This window comes from Pseudomonas sp. NY15356 (genome assembly GCF_048068175.1).
GTDB lineage: Bacteria > Pseudomonadota > Gammaproteobacteria > Pseudomonadales > Pseudomonadaceae > Aquipseudomonas > Aquipseudomonas putida_K.
The window spans coordinates 195,252-220,163 of the sequence record NZ_JBLUPW010000001.1 but is presented as its reverse complement, the minus strand read 5'-3'; the positions used below and the strand labels follow the sequence as shown (position 1 = coordinate 220,163).

19 protein-coding genes and 1 pseudogene are annotated in these 24,912 nt (G+C 64.7%); 10 read left to right on the top strand and 10 right to left on the bottom strand.

Annotated elements, in window-relative coordinates; all coding sequences use genetic code 11:
• Nucleotides 1-18 precede the first annotated feature (18 nt).
• The gene (locus ACNFCI_RS00990) at nt 19-1,011 is read right to left on the bottom strand and encodes an ArsR/SmtB family transcription factor (RefSeq protein WP_084854059.1); all 993 of its coding nucleotides are present in this window, start codon (nt 1,009-1,011) and stop codon (nt 19-21) included.
• 309 nt (nt 1,012-1,320) lie between these two features.
• Here ACNFCI_RS00990 and tkt point away from each other — a divergent pair, with 309 nt between their 5' ends.
• The 8 genes from tkt (at nt 1,321) to ACNFCI_RS00950 (ending at nt 8,542) form a co-directional block, all read left to right on the top strand.
• Entirely contained in the window at nt 1,321-3,318 is a 1,998-nt protein-coding gene (gene tkt / locus ACNFCI_RS00985; protein ID WP_368829476.1) for a transketolase, read from the top strand.
• 150 nt (nt 3,319-3,468) lie between these two features.
• Nucleotides 3,469-4,530 (top strand): erythrose-4-phosphate dehydrogenase, encoded by a 1,062-nt coding sequence (gene epd / locus ACNFCI_RS00980; protein WP_084854062.1) that lies wholly within the window; start codon nt 3,469-3,471, stop codon nt 4,528-4,530.
• 12 nt (nt 4,531-4,542) lie between these two features.
• On the top strand, nt 4,543-5,706 hold the full coding sequence (locus tag ACNFCI_RS00975) for a phosphoglycerate kinase (RefSeq protein ID WP_324816172.1): 1,164 nt from the start codon (nt 4,543-4,545) through the stop codon (nt 5,704-5,706).
• Between the two features lie 32 nt (nt 5,707-5,738).
• Entirely contained in the window at nt 5,739-5,954 is a 216-nt protein-coding gene (locus tag ACNFCI_RS00970; protein WP_084854302.1) for a hypothetical protein, read from the top strand.
• Nucleotides 5,955-6,114: 160 nt separating this feature from the next.
• Entirely contained in the window at nt 6,115-6,444 is a 330-nt protein-coding gene (locus ACNFCI_RS00965) for an MliC family protein (RefSeq protein WP_084854066.1), read from the top strand.
• Between the two features lie 98 nt (nt 6,445-6,542).
• Complete coding sequence (gene fba / locus ACNFCI_RS00960; protein WP_084854068.1) at nt 6,543-7,607, top strand: class II fructose-bisphosphate aldolase; 1,065 nt, start codon at nt 6,543-6,545, stop codon at nt 7,605-7,607.
• 125 nt (nt 7,608-7,732) lie between these two features.
• Nucleotides 7,733-8,233 carry a M48 family metallopeptidase gene (locus tag ACNFCI_RS00955; protein WP_084854070.1) on the top strand — a complete coding sequence of 167 codons (501 nt, stop codon included), beginning with the start codon at nt 7,733-7,735 and terminating at the stop codon, nt 8,231-8,233.
• 12 nt (nt 8,234-8,245) lie between these two features.
• On the top strand, nt 8,246-8,542 hold the full coding sequence (locus tag ACNFCI_RS00950; protein ID WP_368829475.1) for a helix-turn-helix domain-containing protein: 297 nt from the start codon (nt 8,246-8,248) through the stop codon (nt 8,540-8,542).
• Nucleotides 8,543-8,576: 34 nt separating this feature from the next.
• Here ACNFCI_RS00950 and ACNFCI_RS00945 read toward each other — a convergent pair whose 3' ends face one another.
• Nucleotides 8,577-9,029 carry a GNAT family N-acetyltransferase gene (locus ACNFCI_RS00945; RefSeq protein WP_084854304.1) on the bottom strand — a complete coding sequence of 151 codons (453 nt, stop codon included), beginning with the start codon at nt 9,027-9,029 and terminating at the stop codon, nt 8,577-8,579.
• A gap of 155 nt (nt 9,030-9,184) precedes the next feature.
• On the opposite strand from ACNFCI_RS00945, the pseudogene ACNFCI_RS00940 reads away from it, so the two are divergent.
• Nucleotides 9,185-9,363 (top strand): annotated as a pseudogene (locus tag ACNFCI_RS00940) (amino acid ABC transporter substrate-binding protein); the annotation flags it as partial.
• 49 nt (nt 9,364-9,412) lie between these two features.
• On the opposite strand, the gene yccS reads toward ACNFCI_RS00940, so the two are convergent.
• The 6 genes from yccS to ACNFCI_RS00910 form a co-directional block, all read right to left on the bottom strand.
• On the bottom strand, nt 9,413-11,596 hold the full coding sequence (yccS, locus tag ACNFCI_RS00935; RefSeq protein WP_084854073.1) for a YccS family putative transporter: 2,184 nt from the start codon (nt 11,594-11,596) through the stop codon (nt 9,413-9,415).
• A 216-nt stretch (nt 11,597-11,812) separates the two neighbouring features.
• Entirely contained in the window at nt 11,813-12,994 is a 1,182-nt protein-coding gene (locus ACNFCI_RS00930) for an NAD(P)/FAD-dependent oxidoreductase (protein WP_324816183.1), read from the bottom strand.
• Between the two features lie 148 nt (nt 12,995-13,142).
• Nucleotides 13,143-14,480, bottom strand: a complete 1,338-nt coding sequence (gene dbpA / locus ACNFCI_RS00925; RefSeq protein WP_324816192.1) for an ATP-dependent RNA helicase DbpA — start codon at nt 14,478-14,480, stop codon at nt 13,143-13,145.
• A 112-nt stretch (nt 14,481-14,592) separates the two neighbouring features.
• Entirely contained in the window at nt 14,593-16,020 is a 1,428-nt protein-coding gene (gene mdtD / locus ACNFCI_RS00920) for a multidrug transporter subunit MdtD (RefSeq protein ID WP_368829474.1), read from the bottom strand.
• A gap of 66 nt (nt 16,021-16,086) precedes the next feature.
• Complete coding sequence (locus ACNFCI_RS00915) at nt 16,087-17,415, bottom strand: TldD/PmbA family protein (protein WP_368829473.1); 1,329 nt, start codon at nt 17,413-17,415, stop codon at nt 16,087-16,089.
• Complete coding sequence (locus tag ACNFCI_RS00910; RefSeq protein ID WP_368829472.1) at nt 17,415-18,857, bottom strand: TldD/PmbA family protein; 1,443 nt, start codon at nt 18,855-18,857, stop codon at nt 17,415-17,417. The genes ACNFCI_RS00915 and ACNFCI_RS00910 overlap by 1 nt, the downstream gene beginning before the upstream one ends.
• A 346-nt stretch (nt 18,858-19,203) precedes the next feature.
• On the opposite strand from ACNFCI_RS00910, the gene ACNFCI_RS00905 reads away from it, so the two are divergent.
• Nucleotides 19,204-19,800 carry a hypothetical protein gene (locus ACNFCI_RS00905; RefSeq protein ID WP_368829471.1) on the top strand — a complete coding sequence of 199 codons (597 nt, stop codon included), beginning with the start codon at nt 19,204-19,206 and terminating at the stop codon, nt 19,798-19,800.
• 240 nt (nt 19,801-20,040) lie between these two features.
• Here ACNFCI_RS00905 and ACNFCI_RS00900 read toward each other — a convergent pair whose 3' ends face one another.
• Entirely contained in the window at nt 20,041-20,475 is a 435-nt protein-coding gene (locus ACNFCI_RS00900; protein ID WP_368829470.1) for a hypothetical protein, read from the bottom strand.
• Nucleotides 20,476-20,690: 215 nt separating this feature from the next.
• Nucleotides 20,691-24,641 carry a trifunctional transcriptional regulator/proline dehydrogenase/L-glutamate gamma-semialdehyde dehydrogenase gene (putA, locus tag ACNFCI_RS00895; protein WP_324817818.1) on the bottom strand — a complete coding sequence of 1,317 codons (3,951 nt, stop codon included), beginning with the start codon at nt 24,639-24,641 and terminating at the stop codon, nt 20,691-20,693.
• Nucleotides 24,642-24,912 lie beyond the last annotated feature (271 nt).

Sequence of the window (24,912 nt, the reverse complement as noted above, 5' to 3'; positions counted from 1 at the left end):
TCGACGGGTTCCTAAAATTTACCGATGGTGAGTGTCGCCAGTCGTCCGCTGGAAATGGCGGACCTGAATCTGGAAACCGTTACGCAAGCCCACATAGAGGCTGTCCCCGGGAACCAGTCCCGCTACCCGGGCCCAACGGGCCAGGTCGTCCTGCTCGAAGCCCAGCCAGAGGTCGCCGCAGGCTTCCCGCGCCCACCCCTGGTCATGGCTGCACAGCTCGGTGACCAGCAGGCTACCGCCCGCTTTCACCCGTTTGGCCAGCAGGCGCAGGGCCAGGGCCGGGTCGCTGAAGTGGTGCAGCACCATGTTCAGCACAACGCAGTCGGCTTCCACATCCGTTGCACCCAGTGCATCGGCCAACTGCAGGTTTACGTTGTCCAGGCCTTCGCGCTGGCAGACCTGGCGGGCCAGCTCGAGCATGGTCGGGCTGTTGTCCATGGCCGTGACCTGGGTGAAGCGCCGCGCCAGGTCCGGCAGGAAACCGCCATCACCCGGGCCGACTTCCAGTGCCGTGGCCTCGGTGCCGAAGCTCAGGTTGTCGAGCAGGGCGAGGAGGCTTTCACGGTATTGCGGCAGGCCAGCGATCAGGTCCTGCTGGGCGCGGAATTTTTCTTCCACGCGCAGGAAGAAGTCCTGGCTGGTGGCCGCCCGGCGCTGTTGCACCTGGGCGATCCGGGCCTGCACATCCTGCGGCAGGGCCAGCCCGTCGACTTCCTCGAGCAGTGCTGCGTGCAGGCGGCCGCCCAGGCGCAGGCTGTCGGGCAGGGCACGGCGATAGAAGATCGCGTTGCCCTCGCGGCGGGTGGCCACCAGCTCGGCCTGGGCCAGCACTTTGAGATGATGGCTCATGCCGGACTGGCCGACGTCGAAGATCTGCGCCAGCTCCAGCACCCCGAAGGAATCGCTGGCCAGGGCGCGCAATACGTTCAGGCGCAAGGCGTCGCCACTGGCCTTGCACAGGGCTGCCAGGGTTTCGCTTTGCGGGGGGATCGGTTGCGCACGCAGGTTCATGGTGCGGCAGTCTAGACAGGCATCGTTGCCCCTGCAAGGTCAATATCAAAAAGTTTTGATATTGAATGACGGGCGGAGAGGGAGCCGGTTCGCGGGCAACCCCGCTCCCACAAGCTGGAGACCGTGCTGTCGGCGCGGGATTACCCGTGAACAGGCCGGCAGCGACATCAGGTTTGTCCCGATTTACGCCACAAACATAGGAAAAATACCCAACTGCGACCATCCGTCATTGCCCCCGGCCCCGCCTGTGGGCGAAAATGGCGGCCTTTTTTCGTTTCACCACCTTTTCAAGCCCCAGGAGACTCAGCGATGCCCAGCCGTCGTGAACGTGCCAACGCCATTCGTGCCCTCAGCATGGATGCCGTGCAAAAGGCCAACAGCGGCCACCCAGGTGCCCCCATGGGCATGGCGGATATCGCCGAAGTGCTTTGGCGCGACTACCTGAAGCACAACCCGAGCAACCCGAAATTCGCCGACCGCGACCGCTTCGTGCTGTCCAACGGCCACGGCTCGATGCTCATCTATTCGCTGCTGCACCTGACCGGCTACGACCTGTCGATCGATGACCTCAAGGCCTTCCGCCAGTTGCACAGCCGCACCCCGGGCCACCCGGAATACGGCTACACCGCAGGCGTGGAAACCACCACCGGCCCGTTGGGCCAGGGCATCGCCAACGCCGTGGGCTTCGCCCTGGCGGAAAAAGTGCTGGCCGCCCAGTTCAACCGTGAAGGTCACACCATCGTCGACCACAACACCTACGTGTTCCTCGGCGACGGCTGCATGATGGAAGGCATCTCCCACGAAGTCGCCTCCCTGGCCGGCACCCTGGGCCTGAACAAGCTGATCGCCTTCTACGACGACAACGGCATCTCCATCGACGGTGAAGTGCATGGCTGGTTCACCGACAACACCCCGGCGCGCTTCGAGGCGTACAACTGGCAGGTGATCCGCAACGTCAACGGCCATGACGCCGACGAGATCAAGACGGCCATCGAGACCGCCCGCAAGAGCGACCGCCCGACCCTGATCTGCTGCAAGACCATCATCGGCTTCGGCGCGCCGAACAAGCAGGGCAAGGAAGACTGCCACGGCGCACCGCTGGGCAACGACGAAATCGCCCTGGCGCGCAAGGAGCTGAACTGGAACCACGGTCCGTTCGAAATTCCTGCCGAGATCTACGCAGAGTGGGATGCCAAGGCCGCCGGCGCCAAGCTCGAGGCCGAGTGGAACCAGCGCTTCGACGCCTACGCCAAGGCCTACCCGGAGTTGGCTGCCGAGTTCAAGCGCCGTGAAAGCGGCGAGCTGCCGGCTGACTTCGCCGAGAAGGCCCAGGCCTACATCAACGAAGTGGCCGCCAAGGGCGAAACCATCGCCAGCCGCAAGGCCAGCCAGAACGCCCTGAACGCCTTCGGCCCGCTGCTGCCCGAGTTCCTCGGCGGCTCCGCCGACCTGGCCGGTTCCAACCTGACCCTGTGGAAGGGCTGCAAGGGGGTCAGCGCCGACGATGCCAGCGGCAACTACGTGTTCTACGGTGTGCGCGAATTCGGCATGACCGCCATCATGAACGGCGTCGCCCTGCACGGCGGCCTGGTGCCATATGGCGCGACCTTCCTGATGTTCATGGAATACGCGCGCAACGCGGTGCGCATGTCGGCCCTGATGAAGCAGCGCGTGATCCACGTCTACACCCACGACTCCATCGGCCTGGGCGAAGACGGCCCGACCCACCAGCCGATCGAGCAGCTGACCGCCCTGCGCAGCACCCCGAACCTGGACACCTGGCGCCCGGCCGATGCGGTCGAGTCGGCCGTGTCCTGGAAGAACGCCCTGGAGCGCAAGGACGGCCCGTCGGCGCTGATCTTCTCGCGCCAGAACCTGCAGCACCAGGAGCGCGACGCCCAGCAGATCGCCGACATCAGCCGCGGCGGCTACATCCTCAAGGACTGTGCCGGCGAGCCTGAGCTGATCCTGATCGCCACCGGTTCGGAAGTGGGCCTGGCGGTCCAGGCGCATGCCAAGCTGACCGAGCAGGGCCGCAAGGTTCGTGTGGTCTCCATGCCGTGCACCAGCGTGTTCGATGCCCAGGATGCTGCCTACAAGCAGTCGGTGCTGCCGCTGGAAGTGGGCGCGCGTATCGCCATCGAAGCTGCCCATGCCGACTTCTGGTACAAGTACGTGGGCCTGGAAGGCCGCGTCATCGGCATGACCACCTACGGTGAGTCGGCGCCGGCTTCGGCACTGTTCGAAGAATTCGGCTTCACCCTGGAGAACATCCTGGGTACCGCCGAAGAGCTGCTGGAAGACTGATACAGGCAAAGCGAGGGCCCTTGGCCCTCGTTCGCGGCGCAAGGCCGCTCCTACAGGGTATTGCGCATGTCGTCCCCTGTAGGAGCGGCCTTGTGTCGCGAATGGGCCGCCCAGCGGCCCCGTTCAACCGCCGGAGTTCAAGAGCCACCTATGCCCCATCCGCGTCCCTACAAAGTTGCACTCAACGGTTATGGCCGTATCGGTCGCTGTGTCTTGCGCGCCTTGTTCGAGCGTGGGGCGGACGCCGGTTTCGAAATCGTTGCGTTGAACGACCTGGCCGACCAGGCCAGCCTCGAATACCTGACCCGCTTCGACTCCACCCACGGGCGTTTCCCCGGCCAGGTGAGGGTCGATGGCGATTGCCTGCACATCAACGGCGACTGCGTGAAGGTCCTGCGCAGCGCCACCCCGGAAGGCATCGACTGGGGCGCCCTGGGCGTGGACTTGGTGCTGGAATGCTCCGGTGCCTATAACACCCGTGCCGATGGCCAGCGCTTCCTCGATGCCGGCGCGCCGCGGGTGCTGTTCTCCCAGCCGATGGCCAGTGAGGCGGATGTGGACGCCACGGTGGTCTACGGCATCAACCAGGATTGCCTCGGTGGCCAAGAGCGCCTGGTGTCCAATGCCTCCTGCACCACCAATTGCGGCGTGCCGCTGCTGCGCGTGCTGGACCAGGCGTTCGGCATCGAGTATGTCTCGATCACCACCATCCACTCGGCGATGAACGACCAGCCCGTGATCGACGCCTACCACCACGAGGACCTGCGCCGCACCCGTTCGGCCTTCCAGTCGGTGATCCCGGTGTCCACTGGTCTGGCGCGTGGCATCGAGCGGCTGCTGCCGGAACTTGCCGGGCGAATCCAGGCCAAAGCGGTACGCGTGCCGACCGTCAACGTGTCGTGCCTGGACATCACCCTGCAGACCGCCCGCGACACCAGCGCGGCCGAGGTCAACCGGGTGTTGCGCGAGGCTGCCCTGGACGGCCCGCTCAAGGGGCTGCTGGCCTACACCGAGCTGCCCCATGCCAGCTGTGATTTCAACCATGACCCGCATTCGGCCATCGTCGATGCCAGCCAGACCCGTGTTTCCGGCCCCCGCCTGGTGAACCTGCTGGCCTGGTTCGACAACGAATGGGGGTTCGCCAACCGTATGCTCGACGTCGCGGGTCACTTCCTGCGCGTCGTCCACCAAACCCGCACCAAACAGCCCTGAAGGACTGCATTCATGACCGTGTTGAAGATGACCGACCTCGACCTGCAAGGTAAGCGCGTACTGATCCGCGAAGACCTCAACGTCCCTGTGAAGGACGGTGTGGTAGCCAGCGATGCGCGTATCCTGGCTGCGCTGCCGACCATCAAGCTGGCCCTGGAGAAGGGCGCGGCCGTGATGGTCTGCTCGCACCTGGGGCGCCCGACCGAAGGTGAGTTCTCCGCCGAGAACAGCCTCAAGCCGGTTGCCGACTACCTGAGCAAGGCCCTGGGCCGCGACGTGCCGCTGGTTGCCGATTACCTCGACGGTGTCGAGGTCAAGGCCGGTGACCTGGTGCTGTTCGAGAACGTTCGCTTCAACAAGGGCGAGAAGAAGAACGCTGACGAGCTGGCGCAGAAATACGCTGCCCTGTGCGACGTGTTCGTCATGGACGCCTTCGGCACCGCCCACCGCGCCGAGGGTTCCACCCATGGTGTGGCCAAGTTCGCCAAGGTCGCTACGGCCGGCCCGCTGCTGGCCGCCGAGTTGGACGCCCTGGGCAAGGCCCTGAAGGCCCCGGCCAAGCCGATGGCCGCCATCGTCGCCGGCTCCAAGGTGTCCACCAAGCTGGACGTGCTGAACAGCCTGAGCACCGTCTGTGACCAGCTGATCGTCGGTGGCGGCATCGCCAACACCTTCCTCGCCGCGGCCGGCCACAAGGTCGGCAAGTCGCTGTACGAACCTGACCTGGTCGAGACCGCCAAGGCCATCGCCGCCAAGGTCAGCGTACCGCTGCCGGTGGACGTGGTGGTGGCCAAGGAATTCGCCGAGAGCGCCGAAGCCACCGTCAAGTCCATCGCCGATGTGGCCGATGACGACATGATCCTGGACATCGGCCCGAAGACCGCCGAACAGTTCGCCGAGCTGCTCAAGTCGTCCAAGACCATCCTGTGGAACGGCCCGGTCGGCGTGTTCGAATTCGACCAGTTCGGCAACGGCACCAAGGTGCTGGCCAAGGCCATTGCCGATAGCGCCGCCTTCTCCATCGCCGGTGGTGGTGACACCCTGGCGGCCATCGACAAGTATGGCGTCGGCGCTGATATCTCCTACATTTCTACCGGTGGCGGCGCATTCCTCGAGTTCGTCGAGGGCAAGGTCCTGCCTGCCGTTGCTATCCTGGAAGAACGGGCCAAGGCCTGAGCATGACGGCGCCTGGCAAAGGGAGCGACCTGATGGTCAAGCAATTGCCTGTGATGATCCTGGCCCTGCTGTTGGGCGCTTGCTCCGGCAAGGGCGCGGACAGCGAGCCGTCGCAGCCGCCCAAGGGCGGTTGCTACCAGTCCCAGTGGCAGGCGGAGACGGCCCCGGTGATCAACAAGCGCATGGGCCCGGAAGGCCTGGAAAAGTACGACGACGAACACCAGCGCAAGGCGCCGGGGTGCCCTTGATCGGAGGGCAGGCAACCTGCGGGCTGTTTTGTGGTCTTGAACAGGGGGCCGCTGTGCGGCCCATCGCAGGCTTCGCCAGCTCCCATGGGGTACACATTTTCCCTGTGGGCGCTGGCGAAGCTGCGAAGGGCTGCGCAGCAGCCCCAATCGAGGGAATTGAATGAAAGCGCTACTGGCCTCGATGGCTCTGGCGACCCTGGCAGGATGCTCACTGCTGCAATCGCCGCAACCCGCCCCGGCGGACAATTGGACCCGCTGGGTCTGCGACACACAGGCCGAAGTGCTCTGGCGCTTCGCCGATGCCACCCAGGAGTCGGTCGACGTGCGTCTGGGCGGCGGCGACCAGGTCTACCGGCTCAAGTCCGAGCCGGGCGCCTCGGGTGCGCTCTACAGCGATGGCGTGCTGGCCTTGCACACCAAGGGCGATGAAGGCCTGGTGTACTGGGTGGCAACCAACGACCTGATTGGGCGGGGCTGCAAGGCACCGTGACTGGCCGGGCCGCGAGGCGGCCCACACTACTTGAACAGCAACCGCCCCTGCGGCAGGCTTGCACGAAACAACGACGCTTGTCGGGAGAGAGATACACAATGGCACTCATTAGCATGCGCCAGATGCTGGACCACGCCGCCGAGTTCGGCTACGGCGTTCCGGCTTTCAACGTCAACAACCTCGAGCAGATGCGCGCCATCATGGAAGCCGCCGACAAGACCGACTCTCCGGTCATCGTCCAGGCCTCGGCCGGTGCCCGCAAGTACGCCGGTGCCCCCTTCCTGCGTCACCTGATCCTGGCAGCGATCGAAGAGTTCCCGCACATCCCGGTGTGCATGCACCAGGACCACGGCACCAGCCCTGACGTATGCCAGCGCTCCATCCAGCTGGGTTTCAGCTCGGTGATGATGGACGGCTCGCTCAAGGAAGACGGCAAGACCCCGTCCGACTACGAGTACAACGTGCGCGTCACCCAGCAGACCGTGGCGTTCGCCCACGCCTGTGGCGTGTCGGTGGAAGGCGAGCTGGGTTGCCTGGGCAGCCTGGAAACCGGCCAGGCCGGTGAGGAAGACGGCATCGGCGCCGAAGGCACCCTGGACCACAGCCAGATGCTGACCGACCCGGAAGAAGCTGCCGACTTCGTCAAGAAGACCCAGGTCGATGCCCTGGCCATCGCCATTGGCACCAGCCACGGCGCGTACAAGTTCACCAAGCCGCCAACCGGCGACATCCTGGCGATCGACCGCATCAAGGAAATCCACAAGCGCATCCCCAACACCCACCTGGTGATGCACGGCTCCTCCTCGGTGCCTCAGGAATGGCTGAAGGTCATCAACGAATACGGCGGTGACATCAAGGAAACCTACGGCGTGCCGGTCGAGGAAATCGTCGAAGGTATCAAGTACGGCGTGCGCAAGGTCAACATCGACACCGACCTGCGCCTGGCGTCCACCGGTGCCATCCGCCGCTACATGGCCCAGCACCCGAGCGAGTTCGACCCACGCAAGTTCTTCGCCGAGACCGTCAAGGCCATGCGTGACGTCTGCATCGCCCGTTATGAAGCCTTCGGCACTGCCGGCAATGCCTCCAAGATCAAGCCGATCTCCCTGGAAGGCATGTTCCAGCGTTACGCCAAGGGCGAGTTGGCTGCCAAGGTCAACTGATCTGGCGTCCATTGGGGCTGCTGCGCAGCCCCATCGCGGGGCAAGCCCGCTCCCACAGGGGTTGCGCACGCCGAACCCTGTGGGAGCGGGCTTGTCCCGCGATTCGTTTCGTTGAACGCCGTGCCATGACCACATTACGCTACCTGCAAGCCTACCCTCCCCACCTGCAAGAGCAGGTGCGCCAGATGATCGCCACCGACCGCCTGGGTGACTACCTGCGCAAACGCTACCCTGATCGTCACGACGTGCAGAACGACAAGGCCCTGTACGGCTACGCCCAGGATCTCAAGCAGCAGTACCTGCGCAGTGCGCCAAACCTGGACAAGGTACTGTTCGACAACCGCCTGGACCTGACCCACCGTGCCCTGGGCCTGAATACTGCGGTCTCGCGGGTGCAGGGCGGCAAGCTCAAAGCCAAGAAGGAAATCCGCATCGCTTCGTTGTTCAAGGAGGCCGCGCCGCAGTTCCTGCGCATGATCGTGGTGCACGAACTGGCACACCTGCGCGAGCGTGACCACAACAAGGCGTTCTACCAACTCTGCCAGCACATGGAGCCGGACTACCATCAACTGGAGTTCGACCTGCGCATCTACCTGACCTACCGGGAGCTACCGGGTATCACCTGAGGATCGAGCAGCATGGATGTGAGCAAGACCAAGAGCAGTTTCTACCGCCGGCTCTACGTGGCCTGGCTGATCGACAGCCAGACTGCCACCAGCGTGCCGGCGCTGATGACGGCCACCGGCATGCCCAGGCGCACCGCCCAGGACACCATCGCCGCCCTGGCCGACCTGGACATCGTCTGCGAGTTCGAGCAGCAGGCGGGGGCGCGCAATCACGCCGGGCACTACCGTATCCATGATTGGGGGGCCATCGACAAGCAGTGGATCATCCAGCACCTGCGCCAGATCAGGGACGTGCTGGGGTATCCATGACCTGAGCGCTCCGGCTGCTCTATGCCCTCTTATCTCAAGCCTTGCGCATACCGATATGCGGGATGCCATCCTCGAGGTACTGCTCCCCCGCCACTTCGAACCCATGCCGCGCATAGTAGGCCTGTAGATGTGCCTGGGCTGACAGATAGATCGGTGTTCCCGGCCAGCAGTGCTCGGCGCACTCCAGGCCTTTGAGCAACAACTGATGGCCCAGGCCGCCACCGCGCGCGGCGGGGGCGGTCACCACCCGGCCAATGACCACATCGCCGCCTTGGGATTGAGGGTCGAGCAGGCGCAGGTAGGCCACCAAACGGTCCTGCTCCCATCCCATCAGGTGCAGCGTATCCCCGCAAAGGTCCTGGCCGTCGACCTCCTGGTAGGCGCATTGCTGCTCCACCACGAAGACTTCGGTGCGCAGTTGCAGGATGGCATAGAGCTGCTCCTTGCCAAGGTCGGTATGGTGCTTGCAGATCCACTCGATGGACATGGGTATGAACTCTTTGAAGGGGCGGTCGATCATCGCAAATCCAGGCTCCGGCGACGAGTCGGACATTGCCCAAAAACAGGCTCCGCAACATTCGGCCAAAATAGAGGCTATTTGATATCATTTGTCGGCTGCCGACCGAGAGGGCTTTGTAGACGAGGGAGGTGCGTGAAGCCGTGACCTTCGTGGAGCCCGCGCTGGGAGAGAACAACCTGCATATCCTGGTCAGCCTCAGCATCCCGAACATCGACAGATCGTCGAGCGATTCGACCGCGCCATTGCCGCGATGAAGGCCGATGGCAACTATGCCCGGCTGTTGCGTCAGCATGGGTTCTGACATGCGACGCTTTCGCAGGTGAACCCCGCTGCCAAACCACCGCGCAGGGTCAGTGCGGCGGGTTTTCCTTGATCAGGTGTGCCGCCAGGGTGCGCAGCGGCCCAAGCTGGCGGCAGATCAGCGCCAGTTGCGTCTGCACCAGGCGCTGGTGTTCATCCAGTTCCTCGGGCATTTGCTCCAACGCGCCGGCCAGGGCTTCCTCGGCATCGCTGTGAATGGCCACGGGCAGGCGCGCGGCCAGGCCATTGGCGATCTCATCGAGGCTGTTGGCCAGGCTTTGTCCGGCGCCATCGATCAACTGCTCGTGGACCTCCGGCGGTAGCGCCGTGTCGCGGTGCGCGCCGAGCCCGGAGAGGTAGCTGAGCAGGGTATGGGAGAGCACCAGGAAGCGGAAGCCCACATCGGCTTCCTTGCGGAAATGCCCAGGCTCCATGAGCATGTTGGCCAGCGTGGTCGACAGCGCCGCATCGGCGTTGTGGGCATTGCGGCGGGCCAGGCGGTAGGCCAGGTCGTCGCGCTTGCCATGGGCATACTGCTGCATGATCTGGCGCAGATAGGCACTGGCGCAGGTGAGGGTATTGGCGAGCACCTTGTTCAGGCGCCGCCCCTGCCAGTCGGGCAGGAACAGGAACACCGCCAGAATCGCGATCAGGCTGCCCACGAGGGTATCGAACAAACGCGGCAGGAACAGGCCGTACCCATCACCGATCTGATTGAAGCAGAACAGCACCATCAGCGTGATCGCGGCGGTGGCCAGGGTGTAGCGGGTGGTGCGGTTGACGAAGAACACCACCCCGGCGACCACCGCGAACATGGACTGGATGATCGGGCTGGGGAACAGGTCGAACAGTGCCCAACCCACGGTCAGGCCGATGGCGGTACCCAGGATACGCTGCACCAGCTTGCGCCGAGTGGCGCCGTAGTTGGGCTGGCAGACGAACAGGGTGGTGAGGATGATCCAGTAGCCCTGGGTCGGGTGGATCAGGTGCACCATGCCGTAGCCCACCGACAGTGCCAGGGACAGGCGCAGGGCATGGCGGAACAGCAACGAGGTCGGTGTCAGCTGGGTGCGCAGGCGGCTCCAGACGTCCTCGAGGTTGCGCGGTGAGCGGTCCAACAGGCTGCTGTCGCCGGTGTCGGCCAGGCTGTCCGGGTTGCTGGCGGCGCCCAGCAGGCGGTCGAGGGTCGCCAGGTTGCCGGCCAACGCCCGCAAGGAGCGCAGCAGGCTGCGCCAGGCCGGGTTGCTCTGGATGCGCAGGTGCTCCAGCGAGGCGTTGAGGTCTTCCAGCGCTTCGGCGAAACCTGTGCCATAGACGAACGGCTGGCGCAGGCGGATCGACTGCGACAATTGCTGGCAGGCCGAGCCCTGCTGGCGCAGCAGACGCTGGCAGCGGAACATTACATCGCTGTGGAAGAACGCCTCGGCCAAGGCGTTGTAGGGATAGTGCGAAGCGCTGACCCGCTCATGGATGTCCTGGGCCAGGAAGTACAGCTTGAGGTAGCGGCTGACCTTGGAATTCGGCTGGCTGTTGCCGACCCGGTGCAGGATGATCTCCTTGGCCGCATTCAGGGCCGCCACCACCTTGCCGTTCTGCTGCGCCAGTTCCAGGCGCCGGGCTTCGAGGTCCAGGTTGCGGATCGGCTCGAACAGGTTGGCCTTGAGCTTGAGGTAACGGCCGAGCTCGAGGAACAGCTTGGCCAGGCTCTGTTGCACCGGCTGGTTGGAAAACAGGGCCTGCCACAGCACCGACAGCAGGCCGTACCAGGCCGCGCCCGCCACCAGCAGCAGGGGTTCGTGCCAGAAGTCGCTGACCTGGCCGCCGCGCTGGTCCACGCCGATCATGGTGTACACCGACAGGATCAGCGTGGCCGAGGCGATGGCGCCGTAGCGCTCTCCCAGGGCGCCAAGCATGGTCAGGCCGAAGGTGGCCAGGGCCAGCGCGCCGGCGAACAACCAGGGGTAGGGGAACAACAGCTCCACCGACAGCGCGGCGATGGCGAAGCACACCAGGGTCACGGCCAGCGCACTCAGGCGGCCTTGCCAGCTGTCGTCAGTCTCGGCCAGGGCGCTGGCGATGATGCCCAGGAACAGCGGGATCAACAGGGCCATTTCGTCCTGGTACCAGCACAGGGCCATGCTGCCGGTCAGGGCGATCGTTACCCGGATGCTGTAGCTGAACTTGTCTTGGCCCCAAAGGCGACGCAATGAATGGCGGAACGAGCTCGATGACATGATGGCCTGCTGGCAGTGATCGAATGAATACCTTTCATGCCATCCATCATGGGGCCGCTGCGTGCCCCATCGCGGGACAAGCCCTACCAAAGGGGTGTGCGTAACCCCTGTAGGAGCGGGCTTGTCCCGCGATGGGCTGCGTAGCAGCCCCAATACGATGCCGGCATTCCACACGGACCAGCAAGAAGCGTTCCGTGCTGCTGAAAGGATTCTACTCTACACGAACTGCGCCGCGGCGTTGGCCGAAGCCCAGGCCCATTGGAAGTTGAAACCACCCAGGTGGCCGGTCACGTCCAGCACCTCGCCGATGAAATACAGCCCCGGGCTCTTGAGCGATTCCATGGTCTTGGACGAGACCTCGCGGGTATCCACGCCGCCCAGGGTCACCTCGGCGGTGCGGTAGCCCTCGGTACCGGCCGGCACCACCTGCCAGGCCGACAGTCTTTCGGCGACCTCGGCCAGTTCGGCCGGGGTGTACTGCTTCATCGGTTTGGAGACGAACCACTGCTCGGCCAACAGGTTGGCCAGTTTGCGGGTGAACACCTCGGCTAGCACGGTCTTGAGCTCGGCATTGGCGCGCTCGGCCTGGACCTGCTGCAGCCAGGCCAGTGCATCGCGGTCCGGCAGCAGGTTGAGTTCGACCGTGTCGCCGGCCTCCCAGAACGAGGAGATCTGCAGGATCGCCGGGCCGCTCAGGCCGCGGTGGGTGAACAGCAGGTTTTCCCGGAAGCTGGTGCCGTTGCAGCTGGCGATGCAGTCCAGCGAGGTACCGGAAAGCTCGGTGCACAGTGCCTTGAGTTGAGGCTCGGTGATGGTGAACGGCACCAGGCCGGCACGCGTGGGCAGCAGGCTGTGGCCGAACTGGCGCGCCACCTGGTAGCCAAAACCGGTGGCGCCCAGGGTCGGAATCGACAGGCCGCCGGTGGCGATCACCAGGGACTGGCAGGCGAACTGACCGGCGCTGGTCTGCAGCAGGTAGCCGCTCTGGGTCTTTTCGATCTGTTCGATGCTGGTGTGCATGCGGATCTCGGCGCCGGCCTCGTCGCACTCGGCCAGCAGCATGTCGAGGATGTCGCTGGCCTTGTTGTCGCAGAACAGCTGGCCGAGCTTCTTCTCGTGGTAGGGCACGGCGTGCTTGGCCACCAGCTCGATGAAGTCCCATTGGGTGTAGCGGGCCAGGGCCGACTTGCAGAAATGCGGGTTATGCGAGAGGAAGTTGGCCGGCTCGGTGTACAGGTTGGTGAAGTTGCAGCGACCGCCACCGGACATGAGAATTTTCTTGCCTGGCTTGTTGGCATGGTCGAGCACCAGCACGCGGCGGCCGCGGCGGGCGGTGAGCTGGGCGCACATCAGGCCGGCGGCGCCAGCGCCGAGGATGATCACGTCGGTGGAATGCACGGTGTAAACCTGTCTGGACTCGAAGATGAAGCGCTGAACCTGTGGGAGCGGGCTTGTCCCGCGATGGCCTCTCGGCAGGGATGACTCAGTGGCCTGAGCTGACGCTATCGCGGGACGAGCCCGCTCCCACAGAAGACATGCGTTGCTTTCAGATGATGCGGACTTTCAGGGACCGGCCCTTGATCTTGCCGCTGTTGAGCCGCTGCATGGCCTGCTTGGCCACCGCGCGCTCCACGGCCACGAACGCCTGGAAGTCGAAGATGGCGATCTTGCCCACCTGTTTGCCGGGGATACCGGCATCGCCGGTCAGCGCGCCGAGGATATCGCCTGGGCGCAGCTTGTCCTTTCGGCCGGCGGCGATGCACAGGGTGGTCATCGCCGGCAGCAGGGGCTCACCCCCTTTGCTTTTCAGGCTGTCGAGCTGCTCCCAGCGCAGCGGGCGTTTCTGCAGGTCTTCGATGGCCTGGGCACGGTGGCCTTCGGCGGGCGCAACCAGGCTGATGGCGATGCCTTTCTCGCCGGCGCGGCCCGTACGGCCGACGCGATGCACGTGGATCTCGGCATCACGGGCCAGTTCGACGTTGATGACCATGTCCAGGCCATCGATGTCCAGGCCCCGGGCGGCCACGTCGGTGGCAACCAATACCGAGCTGCTGCGGTTGGCGAACATCGTCAGCACCTGGTCGCGGTCGCGCTGCTCCAGGTCGCCGTGCAGGGCCTGGGCGACGATGCCCTTGGCGGTCAGGTGGGCGACCAGGTCCTCGCACTGCTGCTTGGTGAAGCAGAACGCCACGCACGATTGTGGGCGGTAATGGCCCAGCACGCGGGTGACAGCTTCCAGGCGTTGCTGCGGGTCGATCTCGATGAAGCGCTGCTCGATCTGGTTGTCGGCGTGCAGGCTCTCGACCTTCACCTGCTGTGGCGTGCGCATGAAATCGGCGGCCAGTTGCTCGATGCCGGCCGGGTAGGTGGCCGAGAACAGCAGGGTCTGGCGGCGCGACGGGGTCTTGCCGATGATGCTGGCGATGGCGTCGAAGAAGCCCATGTCGAGCATGCGGTCGGCTTCGTCCAGCACCAGGGTATTGAGCCCGTCGAGCACCAGGGTGCCCTTGTCCAGGTGCTGCTGCACCCGACCCGGAGTGCCGACGATGATGTGCGCGCCATGCTCCAGCGAGGCAATCTGCGGGCCGAGGGACACGCCGCCGCAGAGGGTGAGGATCTTGATGTTGTCCTCGGCCCGGGCCAGGCGACGCAATTCCTTGGCCACCTGGTCGGCGAGCTCGCGGGTGGGGCACAGCACCAGGGCCTGGCAGCCGAAGTAGCGCGGGTTGATCGGGTTGAGCAGGCCGATGCCGAAGGCGGCGGTCTTGCCGCTGCCGGTCTTGGCCTGGGCGATCAGGTCCTGGCCCTTGAGGATGACCGGCAGGCTCTGGGCCTGGATCGGCGTCATCGAGGTGTAGCCGAGGGCGTCCAGGTTGGCCAGCATGGCAGCGGACAGCGGCAGGGTGGCGAAGGCGGTGGAGTCGGTGGTCACGAGGCGGGCCTGCGTTGCGAAGCGAAAAATGCCGCACAGTCTACCAGCCTCGTGACCATTCGCCCTACGACTCCATGTGTGCTTCCTGACGACGGGCACGCCTTCCGTCCGTCGGCGCGAGCTGCAGGAAGATCGCCGCTGCGAGCATCGCCATCAGGCCGATGGTCAGGAAGGTCAGTTGGAAAGCGCCCAAGGTGCTTTCCACGCCCTCGGCGCTGCCGGCTGCGCTGAAGCCGCCGAGCAGGGCGCCGGCGCAGGCCACCCCCAGGCTCAGGGACAGTTGCGCGACCACCGACAACAGGCTGTTGCCGCTGCTGGCGTGGGCGTCGTCCAGGTCGATCAGGGTCACGGTGTTCATGGCCGTGAACTGCATCGAGTTGACCGCCCCGAGCAGGGCCAGTTGTACCAACAGCAGGGCATAGGGCGTCTGTTCGTCCACCAGCCCCAGGCTGGCCAACAGCGCACCGAGTAGCAAGGTGTTGCCGGTGAGGATGATGCGGTAGCCGAAGCGCTCGATCAGCGGCCTGGCGATGGATTTGGCCAGCATCGCCGCCGCCGCCAGCGGGATCATGCTCATGCCGGCTTCGGCCGGTGAGTAACCCAGCGCCACCTGCAACAGCAGCGGCACGAGGAAAGGCAGGGCGCCGCTGCCCAGGCGCGCGAACAGGTTGCCCAGGATACCGATAGCGAAGGTGCGCACGCGGAACAGGCTGGGCGGGAACAGCGGCTCCGGGTCGCGCCCGGCGCGCAGCCAGTACGCGGCCAGGCACGCCAGGCCGGCGAACAGCAGGAGCATGACCCGCAGGTGTGGCAGGTGCAGCTCGCCCAGGCCCTCCATGGCAATGGTGATCAGCACCATCGCCGCGCCGAACAGGATGAAACCAGGGCCGTCGAACGTGGTGCGTTCGACGCCGCGCAGGTCGGGGATGAACTTCCACACGGCATAACAACCCAGTGCGCCGACGGGCAGGTTGATCAGGAAGATCCAGTGCCAGCTGAGGATTTCCACCAGCCAACCGCCCAGCGTCGGGCCCAGCAGGGGGCCGAGCAGGCCGGGGATGGTGACGAAGCTCATGATTCGAACCAGCTCCGAGCGTGGGTAGGCGCGCAGCACGACCAGCCGGCCGACCGGCAACATCAGGGCGCCGCCCAGGCCTTGGATGACCCGGGCAAGGATCAGGAAGGTCAGGCTGTTGGCCATGGCGCACAGCAGCGAGCCGAGGCTGAAGAGGATGATGGCGCTGAAGAAGATGCGCTTGGTGCCGAAACGGTCAGCGATCCAGCCCGAGGCAGGGATCAACAAGGCGACGGTGAGCATGTAGGCGATGATCACGCCCTGCATGCGCAGCGGGTCTTCGGCCAGGGAGCGGGCCATGGCGGGCAGGGCGGTATTGAGGATGGTGCCGTCCAGGGACTGCATGAAGAAAGCGATCGCCACCACCCAGGGGATCCAGCGGGCGGTGACAGGGTCCAGCGGGGCGCGTTCGGGCATGACGTCCTCGGTTGTCAGGATCCGGCCCTTTCGCGGGTGAACCCGCGAAAGGGCCGGACAATCCAATCACAATGTCAGTGTCAGGGCTTTGACCAACGCCCCCGGTAAATGACTCGATCCAGTGCTGCGTTGGCCATAGGTGCTGGTCGACAGGATCAACTCCCGCTCACGGGTCAGGTCTTCCAGCTGGCTGCCCAGCAGGGTGTACAGGCTGTCATCGAAGCGCATGGTGCTCACCGGCCCCTGGATACGACCTTCCTCGACCCAGAAAGTGGCGAAACGGGTCAGCCCGGTCATGCGCGCGGCCGGCAGGTCGGAGTAGTTCAGGTACCAGAGGTTGCTGATGTACAGGCCCGTGCCCAGCCGCTCGAGGACCTGCGCCGATGCCAGCTGCCCCGGCGCCAGGCTCAGCGCACAAGGCGACTCGTAGCCGTCGGCGCCGTTGGCCTGCAGTTCGAACTCGACAGCGCTGCGTGCGCTGACCAGGCGCTCCAGAGCGCGGCCCTCGCTGATCAGACGCAAGTCCTGGCGAGGCGAGCCCTCATCAGAAAACGGCGGGCTCAGCGAACCGCTGACCTGTTCGTCGAAGCTGACCAGTGGGCTGAGGCAGGCATCGCCGTTGTACAGGCGCTGCAGCGCGCTGTTACCGGTGGCCAGCGCTTGGGCGGAAAAGCCGCCCCAGCAGAGCATGCCGGCGATCTCGTCCATGGCCGCTGGGGCCAGGTAGGCCCGGTAGCGGCCGGGCTTGAGGGTGATGGCCGGGCGCCCCAGGAATGCCAATTGCTCACGGGCCTGGCGTAGACGTGCGACGAAGTGTTCAGCATTCCAGGCCTGGCCTGCATAGTTGGCCTTGACTGCCTGGCCGTTGGCATGGAACAGGCTCCAGTCGAAGTTGAAGCTGTTGGCCTGGTGCCAGCCGAAGGCTCCGAATGAGCTGGCAAAGCCGTGGCAGATGGGGCCTGCGGCATAGATCCCGACCAGGTCCAGGTCGCCGGCCTCGCGCTCGACCAGTGCCAGCACTTCGCGCAGTTCCGGTAGCGGCTCCTGCAGCAGGCTGTGGCTGTGCCAGGCGCTTTCATCGAGCCTCAGGTAGGGGTCGGCCGGGAGCAGCGGCAAGGTCTGGCGCAACTGTGCGAGACCGTCGCGCAGGCGTTGGCTGTCGAGGGTGGCGTCGTCGCCCAGAGTGACCTGCTGCTGCGCCTGGCGGCCATCGCGCACCAGTCGCAGTTGGACGCTGGCCTGGCTGACTAGGCCAGCCTGGCGCACCTTGGCATGGTTCAGGCGTACGAACTGCGAGTGCTCGGCACTGTAACCGAGAGTGAAATGCTCCCCAGGCTCGATGGCACTGCGCAGGGTGCCGAGCAGGTCTTCGAAACGTTGTTGGTAGCGGGCCATCAGGCGTCCCCTCCGAATACGTCGATCTGGCGGAACACGCAGGCCGGCGAGGCGTGGCCGACCCGTACTACCTGGTTGGGTTCGCCCTTGCCGCAATTGGGCGTGCCGAGCACCTGGAAGGTGCTGTGGTCACCCACTGCGGACAGGTTGCGCCAGAAGTCGGCGGAAATGCCGCGATAGTTAGGGTTCTTTACCACCCCCTTGAGCTCGCCATCTTCGATCAGCTGACCCCACTCGCAGCCGAACTGGAACTTGTTGCGCGCATCGTCGATGGACCAGGAGCGGTTGGTGCGCATCAGGATGCCGCGCTCGATACCGGCGACCAATTGCGCGAGCGTCCGGTCGCCGGGTTCGATATTGAGGTTGGCCATGCGGTCGATGGGGGCACGGTTCCAGCCGCAGGCCCGGCTGTTGGCCACGCCCTCCAGGCCCGAGCGGTATTGCGACAACGCCCCGCCCAGGGGGCGCAGCAACAGGCCGTCGCGGATCAGGTACTGCTTGCTCGCCTGGGTGCCATCGTCATCGAAGGCATAGCTGGCCAATTCTTCGCCGATGGTGGGGTCGAAGGTCACGTTGAGCAGGGTCGAGCCGTATTGCAAGCGGCCGAAGTCGCTCGCCTTGACGAAGCTGGTGCCGGCGTAGTTGCGTTCGTCGCCCAGGATGCGGTCCATCTCCAGCGGGTGGCCGATGGATTCGTGGATCTGCAGCATCATTTGGTCGGGCATCAGCAGCAGGTCGCGAGGGCCGCTGGGGGTATTGGGTGCCAGCAGCAATTGCAGGGCTTGGTCTGCGATGCGGCGGGCGGCACCGACCAGGCCGCAGCGCTCGATGACCTCGAAGCCGCCCTGCTGGCCGAAGTTCTCCCGGCCCAGGCTGCGGCATTGGCTGTCCAGGCCATCGCTGGCGGTCACGCTCAGGCCGGGGAACAGGAAGCGTTGGGCATGGCGCAGTTCGGCACCGGCCGAGTTCAGGTAGGTCTGCTCGACCAGGCTGGTGCCCAGGCTCGCCTGCCAGTCCACCAGGCGGCTGTCCCTGGGTACGCTGGCCGATTCGCTGGCGAGCAGCTCGAGGCACTCGGCCAGGCTTGGCAGGGGCTGGTCGAAGTTGGGCGAGACATGGTCGTGACGCCGGCTTGTCACCGGCTGGTCGCGTAGATCAAGCAAACTGTGGGCGGCGATGGTGCGGGCCAGGGCTTCGGCCTGCTCCAGGGCTTGCTGCAGCCCGGCCTGGGACAGGTCGGCGGTGGCGGCATAGGCCTCGACGCCATTGACGCGCACGGTGAGCATCGCGCCTTCGTCCTGGCTGAAAGAGGGCGGTTCGGCCACATTGCGGCGCACCGACAGGCTCTGGTGCGACTGCTTCACATGGCGCAGGGAAAACATCTCGGCCGAGCTGCGCAGCGCTTTGAAGCGTTGATGCAGCAGGGCGCTGGAATCGAACATGCGGGAACCTCCGGTGCGCGGTGGCTCCCCCTAGAACCACCCTCATACATTGCCTTGGCGGCTAGGGGCTTGGCCTGGGGCGATGTCTGGACATTATGGCAGCCCGGTACTTGTCGGTCAGGAATTAACGCGCAGCCGACCTCGTTTCCAAGGCGAACCGGCAGCCTCACTGGGATCGCGGTGGTCGCGGCGGGGATCGCCATCAGCTGTGATAGAGCGACACGGGTGAAGTTACATTCCGTCAATTTTTTTTGCGAACGGTCCGATGCCGGTTTGGGAACGGTCTTGCTGCACGACTTTCACGCATCGTTTTTGATGACGGCTTTCTTGAACGAAGGTCGTTGTCATGCCCAACACAAGTGTTTCTATGGAATCCCTCTCTGCCTCGACTCCGGCTGAGCCGCTTCCGCGTTTTCAGGTAGTCGCCATTCCCAAGCTCATCCTGATGATAATGCTCTCCATGGGCAGCTACACGACGTACTGGTACTACCGGCAATGGTTGCTGTACCGACAGGAGCAGGGTGTCCGGCTGGTCCCGCTGTTGCTTTGCCTGTTCGGTGGGCTGCTGCTGTACCCGTTGCTTACGCGGGTAGCGCGGTATGAGCGCGACGCGGGGCGATCGGTAGACTGGTCGCCATTGGGGATTACCTTGATGCTATGGCTGCCTCACGTTGCCTTGTTCTGCGCCTGGGTTCTTCTCGGGATGCAGGTGCAAGAGGCCGGTGTGACGCCCGCGACCGTGCGATACGTGTTCGCCGTGGCGGTGTCGGTTCTGCTTTGCCTGAGCCTTCCCTTGGTGGCCATGGTCAAAGTTCAGCAGGTGATCAACGTGTCACAGGGCGATTCATTGGGGCGTGGCAATGCGACGCTGACGATTGCCAATCTGGTATGGATTCTCATGGCTCTATTCATATTGGCGGCATGTTGTGGCCGCTCGGTTTGATTTTGCGACCGAGTCCGATCGTTTCGCTAGCTCGGCGCTGATCGATGCCTATACTGGCCCTGTCGCGGGACACGTCGGACCGCCGCACCGCGCACAGGGACTTCGCAAGTCTTGGGAGCAGCGCAATCTCGGTGGGAGCACAGCGCAATTTCTGAGCAGCGCGTTTTGCGAAGCGTCGTAGATTGTTTTCAATGCCTGCCTCAGCAGAACCGGCGAGCATGCGCCTAACCCCTTCCTGCCTCAAACAGGGCGCGCGACCTTTCTTGTCCCGAAGAACCAGAGCGACCAGAGCTTCAACACTTCACACGCCACGACCACCGCCAAGAACAACGCCGGGCTGCCTGAGGGGGTGTAGCCCGGGTAGAGGGAGATCAATGACACCGAGGGCATGAAAAACAACACTCGCGCGGGCGATTGCAACCACACCAGCCATTTCACGCTATCGCGTTGGGCCAGGAACAGCCCGCAGCTGACCAAGATCGAGAGCAGCAATGCCCAGCGCACCAGAAAGTACAGGGTAAACCACCCGCCCTGCGAGTCCATGACGGCGGAAATTTGCAGCAGACCGCTGATGAAGGGGACCCCGCCATTGGCGATAGTTGTGATCACATGCTGCGCCACCAGCAGCGCATCGAACACACCCCAGCAGTACCAGACGATTCGCTTTCCGTTCATGACCTACCTTTTGCCTCCAGCGCTTCAGCCCGGTCAGGGGGCCGGGCAGGAATCAACTGGCACGGTATCGTCCCGGTGCCGCTCCGACAAGCGAAAGCGACCCGGTGTTCATGCCAGGCATCGATCCAGATGCAGCTTTAGACCACATCGACTTCCAGGTCCTGATCATGAAAAAGGGAGAGCCAAGGCTCTCCCTTTTTCTTCGCTCGCTACTATCAGCCGATGGTCATCAGGCTGGCGTTACCACCCGCCGCAGCGGTATTCACGCTCACTGCCCGCTCGATCACCAGGCGCTCCAGGGCGATCTGGTGATCGCCACTGGACAGCCCATGCACACCGACGATGGCACCGGCGCGCTTGGCCACCTGCTCGCAGACGCTGCGCAGCTGGTCGGAGTCGCCGTGGTGGATGACCGCGTCGAAGGCCACTTCGTCCTTCTGCCAGTCGGCCACTAGCTTGACCTTGGCCTGCAACTCCTTGGGCAGGCGGGCGCGCAGGCTCTTGGCCGGCTCGCCGTCGGCCCATACTGCCGAGCTGCCCACGGCCAGCACGGCGGCGAACTGGGCCAGCAGGTCGGCCTCGTTGTCGGCCAGGCACAGCACGTGCTCACGCGGCAGTACGGTGTAGGTGTTGCGCTCGCCGGTCGGGCCTGGCAGTACGCGGGTGATGCCACTCTGGGACTGCTCGGCGAATTGCTCGCACAGCGTGGCCAGCTCGGGCTGGTTGCTGCCAGCCCAAGTCTTGAGGGCGTGCAGCGGCTTGATCAACTGGTCGCGCAGGGCACTGTCGACCTTGCTTTCACCGTCGGCGCGCTGGAAGTGGCGGGCGATGGCGTCGGCCGGGCGGGTCGACAGCAGGCGGTAGAGGTACAGCGGGCCACCGGCTTTCGGGCCGGTGCCGGACAGGCCTTCACCACCGAACGGCTGCACGCCCACCACTGCGCCGACGATGTTGCGGTTCACGTACATGTTGCCGGCATTGACGTTATCCACCACCTTGGCGATGGTCTCGTCGATGCGGGTATGCACGCCCAGGGTCAAGCCGTAGCCGGAGGCGTTGATCTGCTCGATCAGTTGGTCGAGGTCCTTGCGGTTGTAGCGCACCACATGCAGCACCGGGCCGAAGATCTCGCGCTTGAGCTCGTCGAAGCTCTCCAGCTCGATCAGGGTCGGCATGACGAAGGTGCCGCGCTTGCATTCCTCGCTGTTGGCGATGGCTACCTGATAGACCGCACGGCCTTTCTCGCGCATGCCCTGGATGTGCTTCTCGATACCGGCCTTGGCCTCAGCATCGATCACCGGGCCGATGTCCACGGACAGGCGCTCTGGGTTGCCCAGGCGGCTTTCGGCCATGGCGCCCTTGAGCATCTCGATCACGCGGTCGGCGGAGTCTTCCTGCAGGCACAGCACGCGCAGGGCCGAGCAACGTTGGCCGGCGCTGTCGAAGGCCGAGGACACCACGTCGATCACCACCTGCTCGGTCAGCGCCGAGGAGTCGACGATCATGGCGTTCTGACCGCCGGTCTCGGCGATCAGCGGGATCGGGCGGCCCTGGGCATCCAGGCGACCGGCGATATTGCGTTGCAGCAGGCGCGCCACTTCGGTGGAGCCGGTGAACATCACGCCTTTGACGCGCTCGTCGCCGACCAGGCCGGCACCGACGGTCTCGCCGCGGCCAGGCAGCAGTTGCAGCACGCCTTCAGGGATGCCGGCTTCGAGCAGCAGGCGCACGGCCTGGGCGGCGACCAGTGGGGTCTGTTCGGCCGGTTTGGCCAGTACCGGGTTACCGGCGGCCAGGGCGGCAGCCACCTGGCCGGTGAAGATCGCCAGCGGGAAGTTCCACGGGCTGATGCACACCACCGGGCCCAGCGGGCGGTGGGCGTCATTGCTGAAGTCGTTGCGTGCCTGGACGGCGTAGTAGCGCAGGAAGTCCACGGCCTCGCGCACTTCGGCGATGGCGTTGGCGAAGGTCTTGCCGGCTTCGCGCACCAGCAGGCCCATCAGTGGCTGGATCTCGGCTTCCATCAGGTCGGCGGTGCGCTCGAGGATCGCGGCGCGTTCGGCCGGCGGTGTGGCCTGCCAGATCGGCGCGGCATTGAGCGCGCACTGGATGGCATTGTCGACATCGGCGACGGTCGCTTCCTGCACGTGGCCCACCACATCGCGGTGGTCCGACGGGTTGAGCACCGGCGCGGCCGGCTGCTCGCTGGCGGCGCAGGCCAGCAGCGGGGCAGCCTTCCAGTCGTTGTGGGCGGTGGCCAGCAGGGCGCAGGACAGCGACGCCAGGCGATGCTCGTTGGCCATGTCGATACCGGCCGAGTTGGCCCGCTCGTTGCCATAGAGGTCGCGTGGCAGCGGGATGCGCGGGTGCGGCAGGCCGATCTGGCCTTCCTGGGTAGCCATGCGCTCGATGCTGGCAACCGGGTCGGCGACCAGTTCCTGGATGGAGATCGAGTGGTCGGCGATGCGGTTGACGAACGAGGTGTTGGCGCCGTTTTCCAGCAGACGGCGGACCAGGTAGGCCAGCAGGGTTTCATGGGTACCGACCGGTGCATAGACGCGGCACGGACGGTTCAGCTTGCCTTCGGAAACCTTGCCCACCACCTGCTCGTACAGCGGCTCGCCCATGCCGTGCAGGCACTGGAACTCGTACTGGCCCGGGTAGTAGTTCTGGCCGGCGATGTGGTAGATGGCCGACAGGGTGTGGGCGTTGTGGGTGGCGAACTGCGGGTAGATGGCTTCGGGTACCGACAACAGCTTGCGTGCGCAGGCGATGTAGGACACGTCGGTGTACACCTTGCGGGTATAGACCGGGTAGCCTTCCAGGCCTTCGACCTGGGCGCGCTTGATCTCGCTGTCCCAGTACGCGCCTTTCACCAGGCGGATCATCAGGCGGTGGCGGCTGCGCTTGGCCAGGTCGATGACATAGTCGATCACGTACGGGCAACGCTTCTGGTAGGCCTGGATGACGAAGCCGATGCCGTTCCAGCCGGCCAGCGACGGCTCGAAGCACAGGCGCTCGAGCAGGTCCAGGGACAGCTCCAGGCGGTCGGCTTCCTCGGCGTCGATGTTCAGGCCGATGTCGTATTGCTTGGCCAGCAGGGTCAGCGACAGCAGGCGCGGATACAGCTCTTCCATCACGCGCTCGTACTGGGCGCGGCTGTAACGCGGGTGCAGGGCCGACAGCTTGATGGAGATGCCTGGGCCTTCATAGATGCCACGACCGTGGGAAGCCTTGCCGATCGAGTGGATCGCCTGCTCGTAGGAGGCCAGGTACTTCTGCGCGTCATGTTCGGTCAGGGCAGCCTCGCCGAGCATGTCGTAGGAGTAGCGGAAGCCCTTGGACTCGAAGCGGCTGGCGTTGGCCAGGGCTTCGGCGATGGTCTCGCCGGTGACGAACTGTTCGCCCATCAGGCGCATGGCCATGTCGACACCCTTGCGGATCATCGGCTCGCCGCTCTTGCCGATGATGCGGGTGAGCGAGGAGGTCAGGCCGGATTCGTTGTGAGTGGAGACCAGCTTGCCGGTCAACAGCAGGCCCCAGGTGGCGGCGTTGACGAACAGCGACGGGCTGTTGCCCAGGTGCGGCTGCCAGTTGCCGGTGCTGATCTTGTCGCGGATCAGCGCATCGCGGGTACCCTTGTCGGGGATGCGCAGCAGGGCCTCGGCCAGGCACATCAGGGCCACGCCTTCCTGGGACGACAAGGAGAATTCCTGCAGCAGGCCTTGGACGATACCGGCACGACCACCGGTGCTCTTCTGGTTGCGCAGTTTCTCGGCGATACCGGCGGCCAGCTTGTTGGTGGCATCTGCCTGCTCGACCGACAGGCGAGCCTGCTCGAGCAGCATCGGTACCACTTCCGGCTCGGGGCGGCGGTAGGCGGCGGTGATGGCCGAGCGCAGCACCGATTGCGGCAGGATGCTCTCGGCGAACTCCAGGAAGCACTGGTGGCTGTGGTCGGGCTGGACTTCGCCGGCGTCATCGCCAGCGGTGCTGCCGTGGCCGCTCAGTTCATTCAGGGTGGCGCCACCCTCGAGCTTCTCCAGGTAGTTGAAGATCGCTTGCTTGATCAACCAGTGCGGCGTGCGGTCGATGGACTGCGCAGCTGCTTTGAGTCGCTCACGGGTCGGGTCGTCGAGTTTGACCCCAAGGGTGGTCGTCGCCATTTTTTATCCTCGTTATTGCCACGGGTGTGGCCTAAGCTGGACGCAAGATTAGCTGTAGGACAAATCAGGTGCAACCGGGTGCAACCCGATTTTTATGTTGAAAAGGTGCAACTCGTCTGGAGGCTTTTCTTACGCGACGAAAAGGCACGTTCTTGGTGCGTTTTCTTCTGAAAACCATTGTCTATGCTCCAAAAAGATACAAAAAGCAGGATTTTTCTGAAAATGCCCGAATGGGTGCAACTTGCCATCGAAAAATGGTTGCACCTGATTC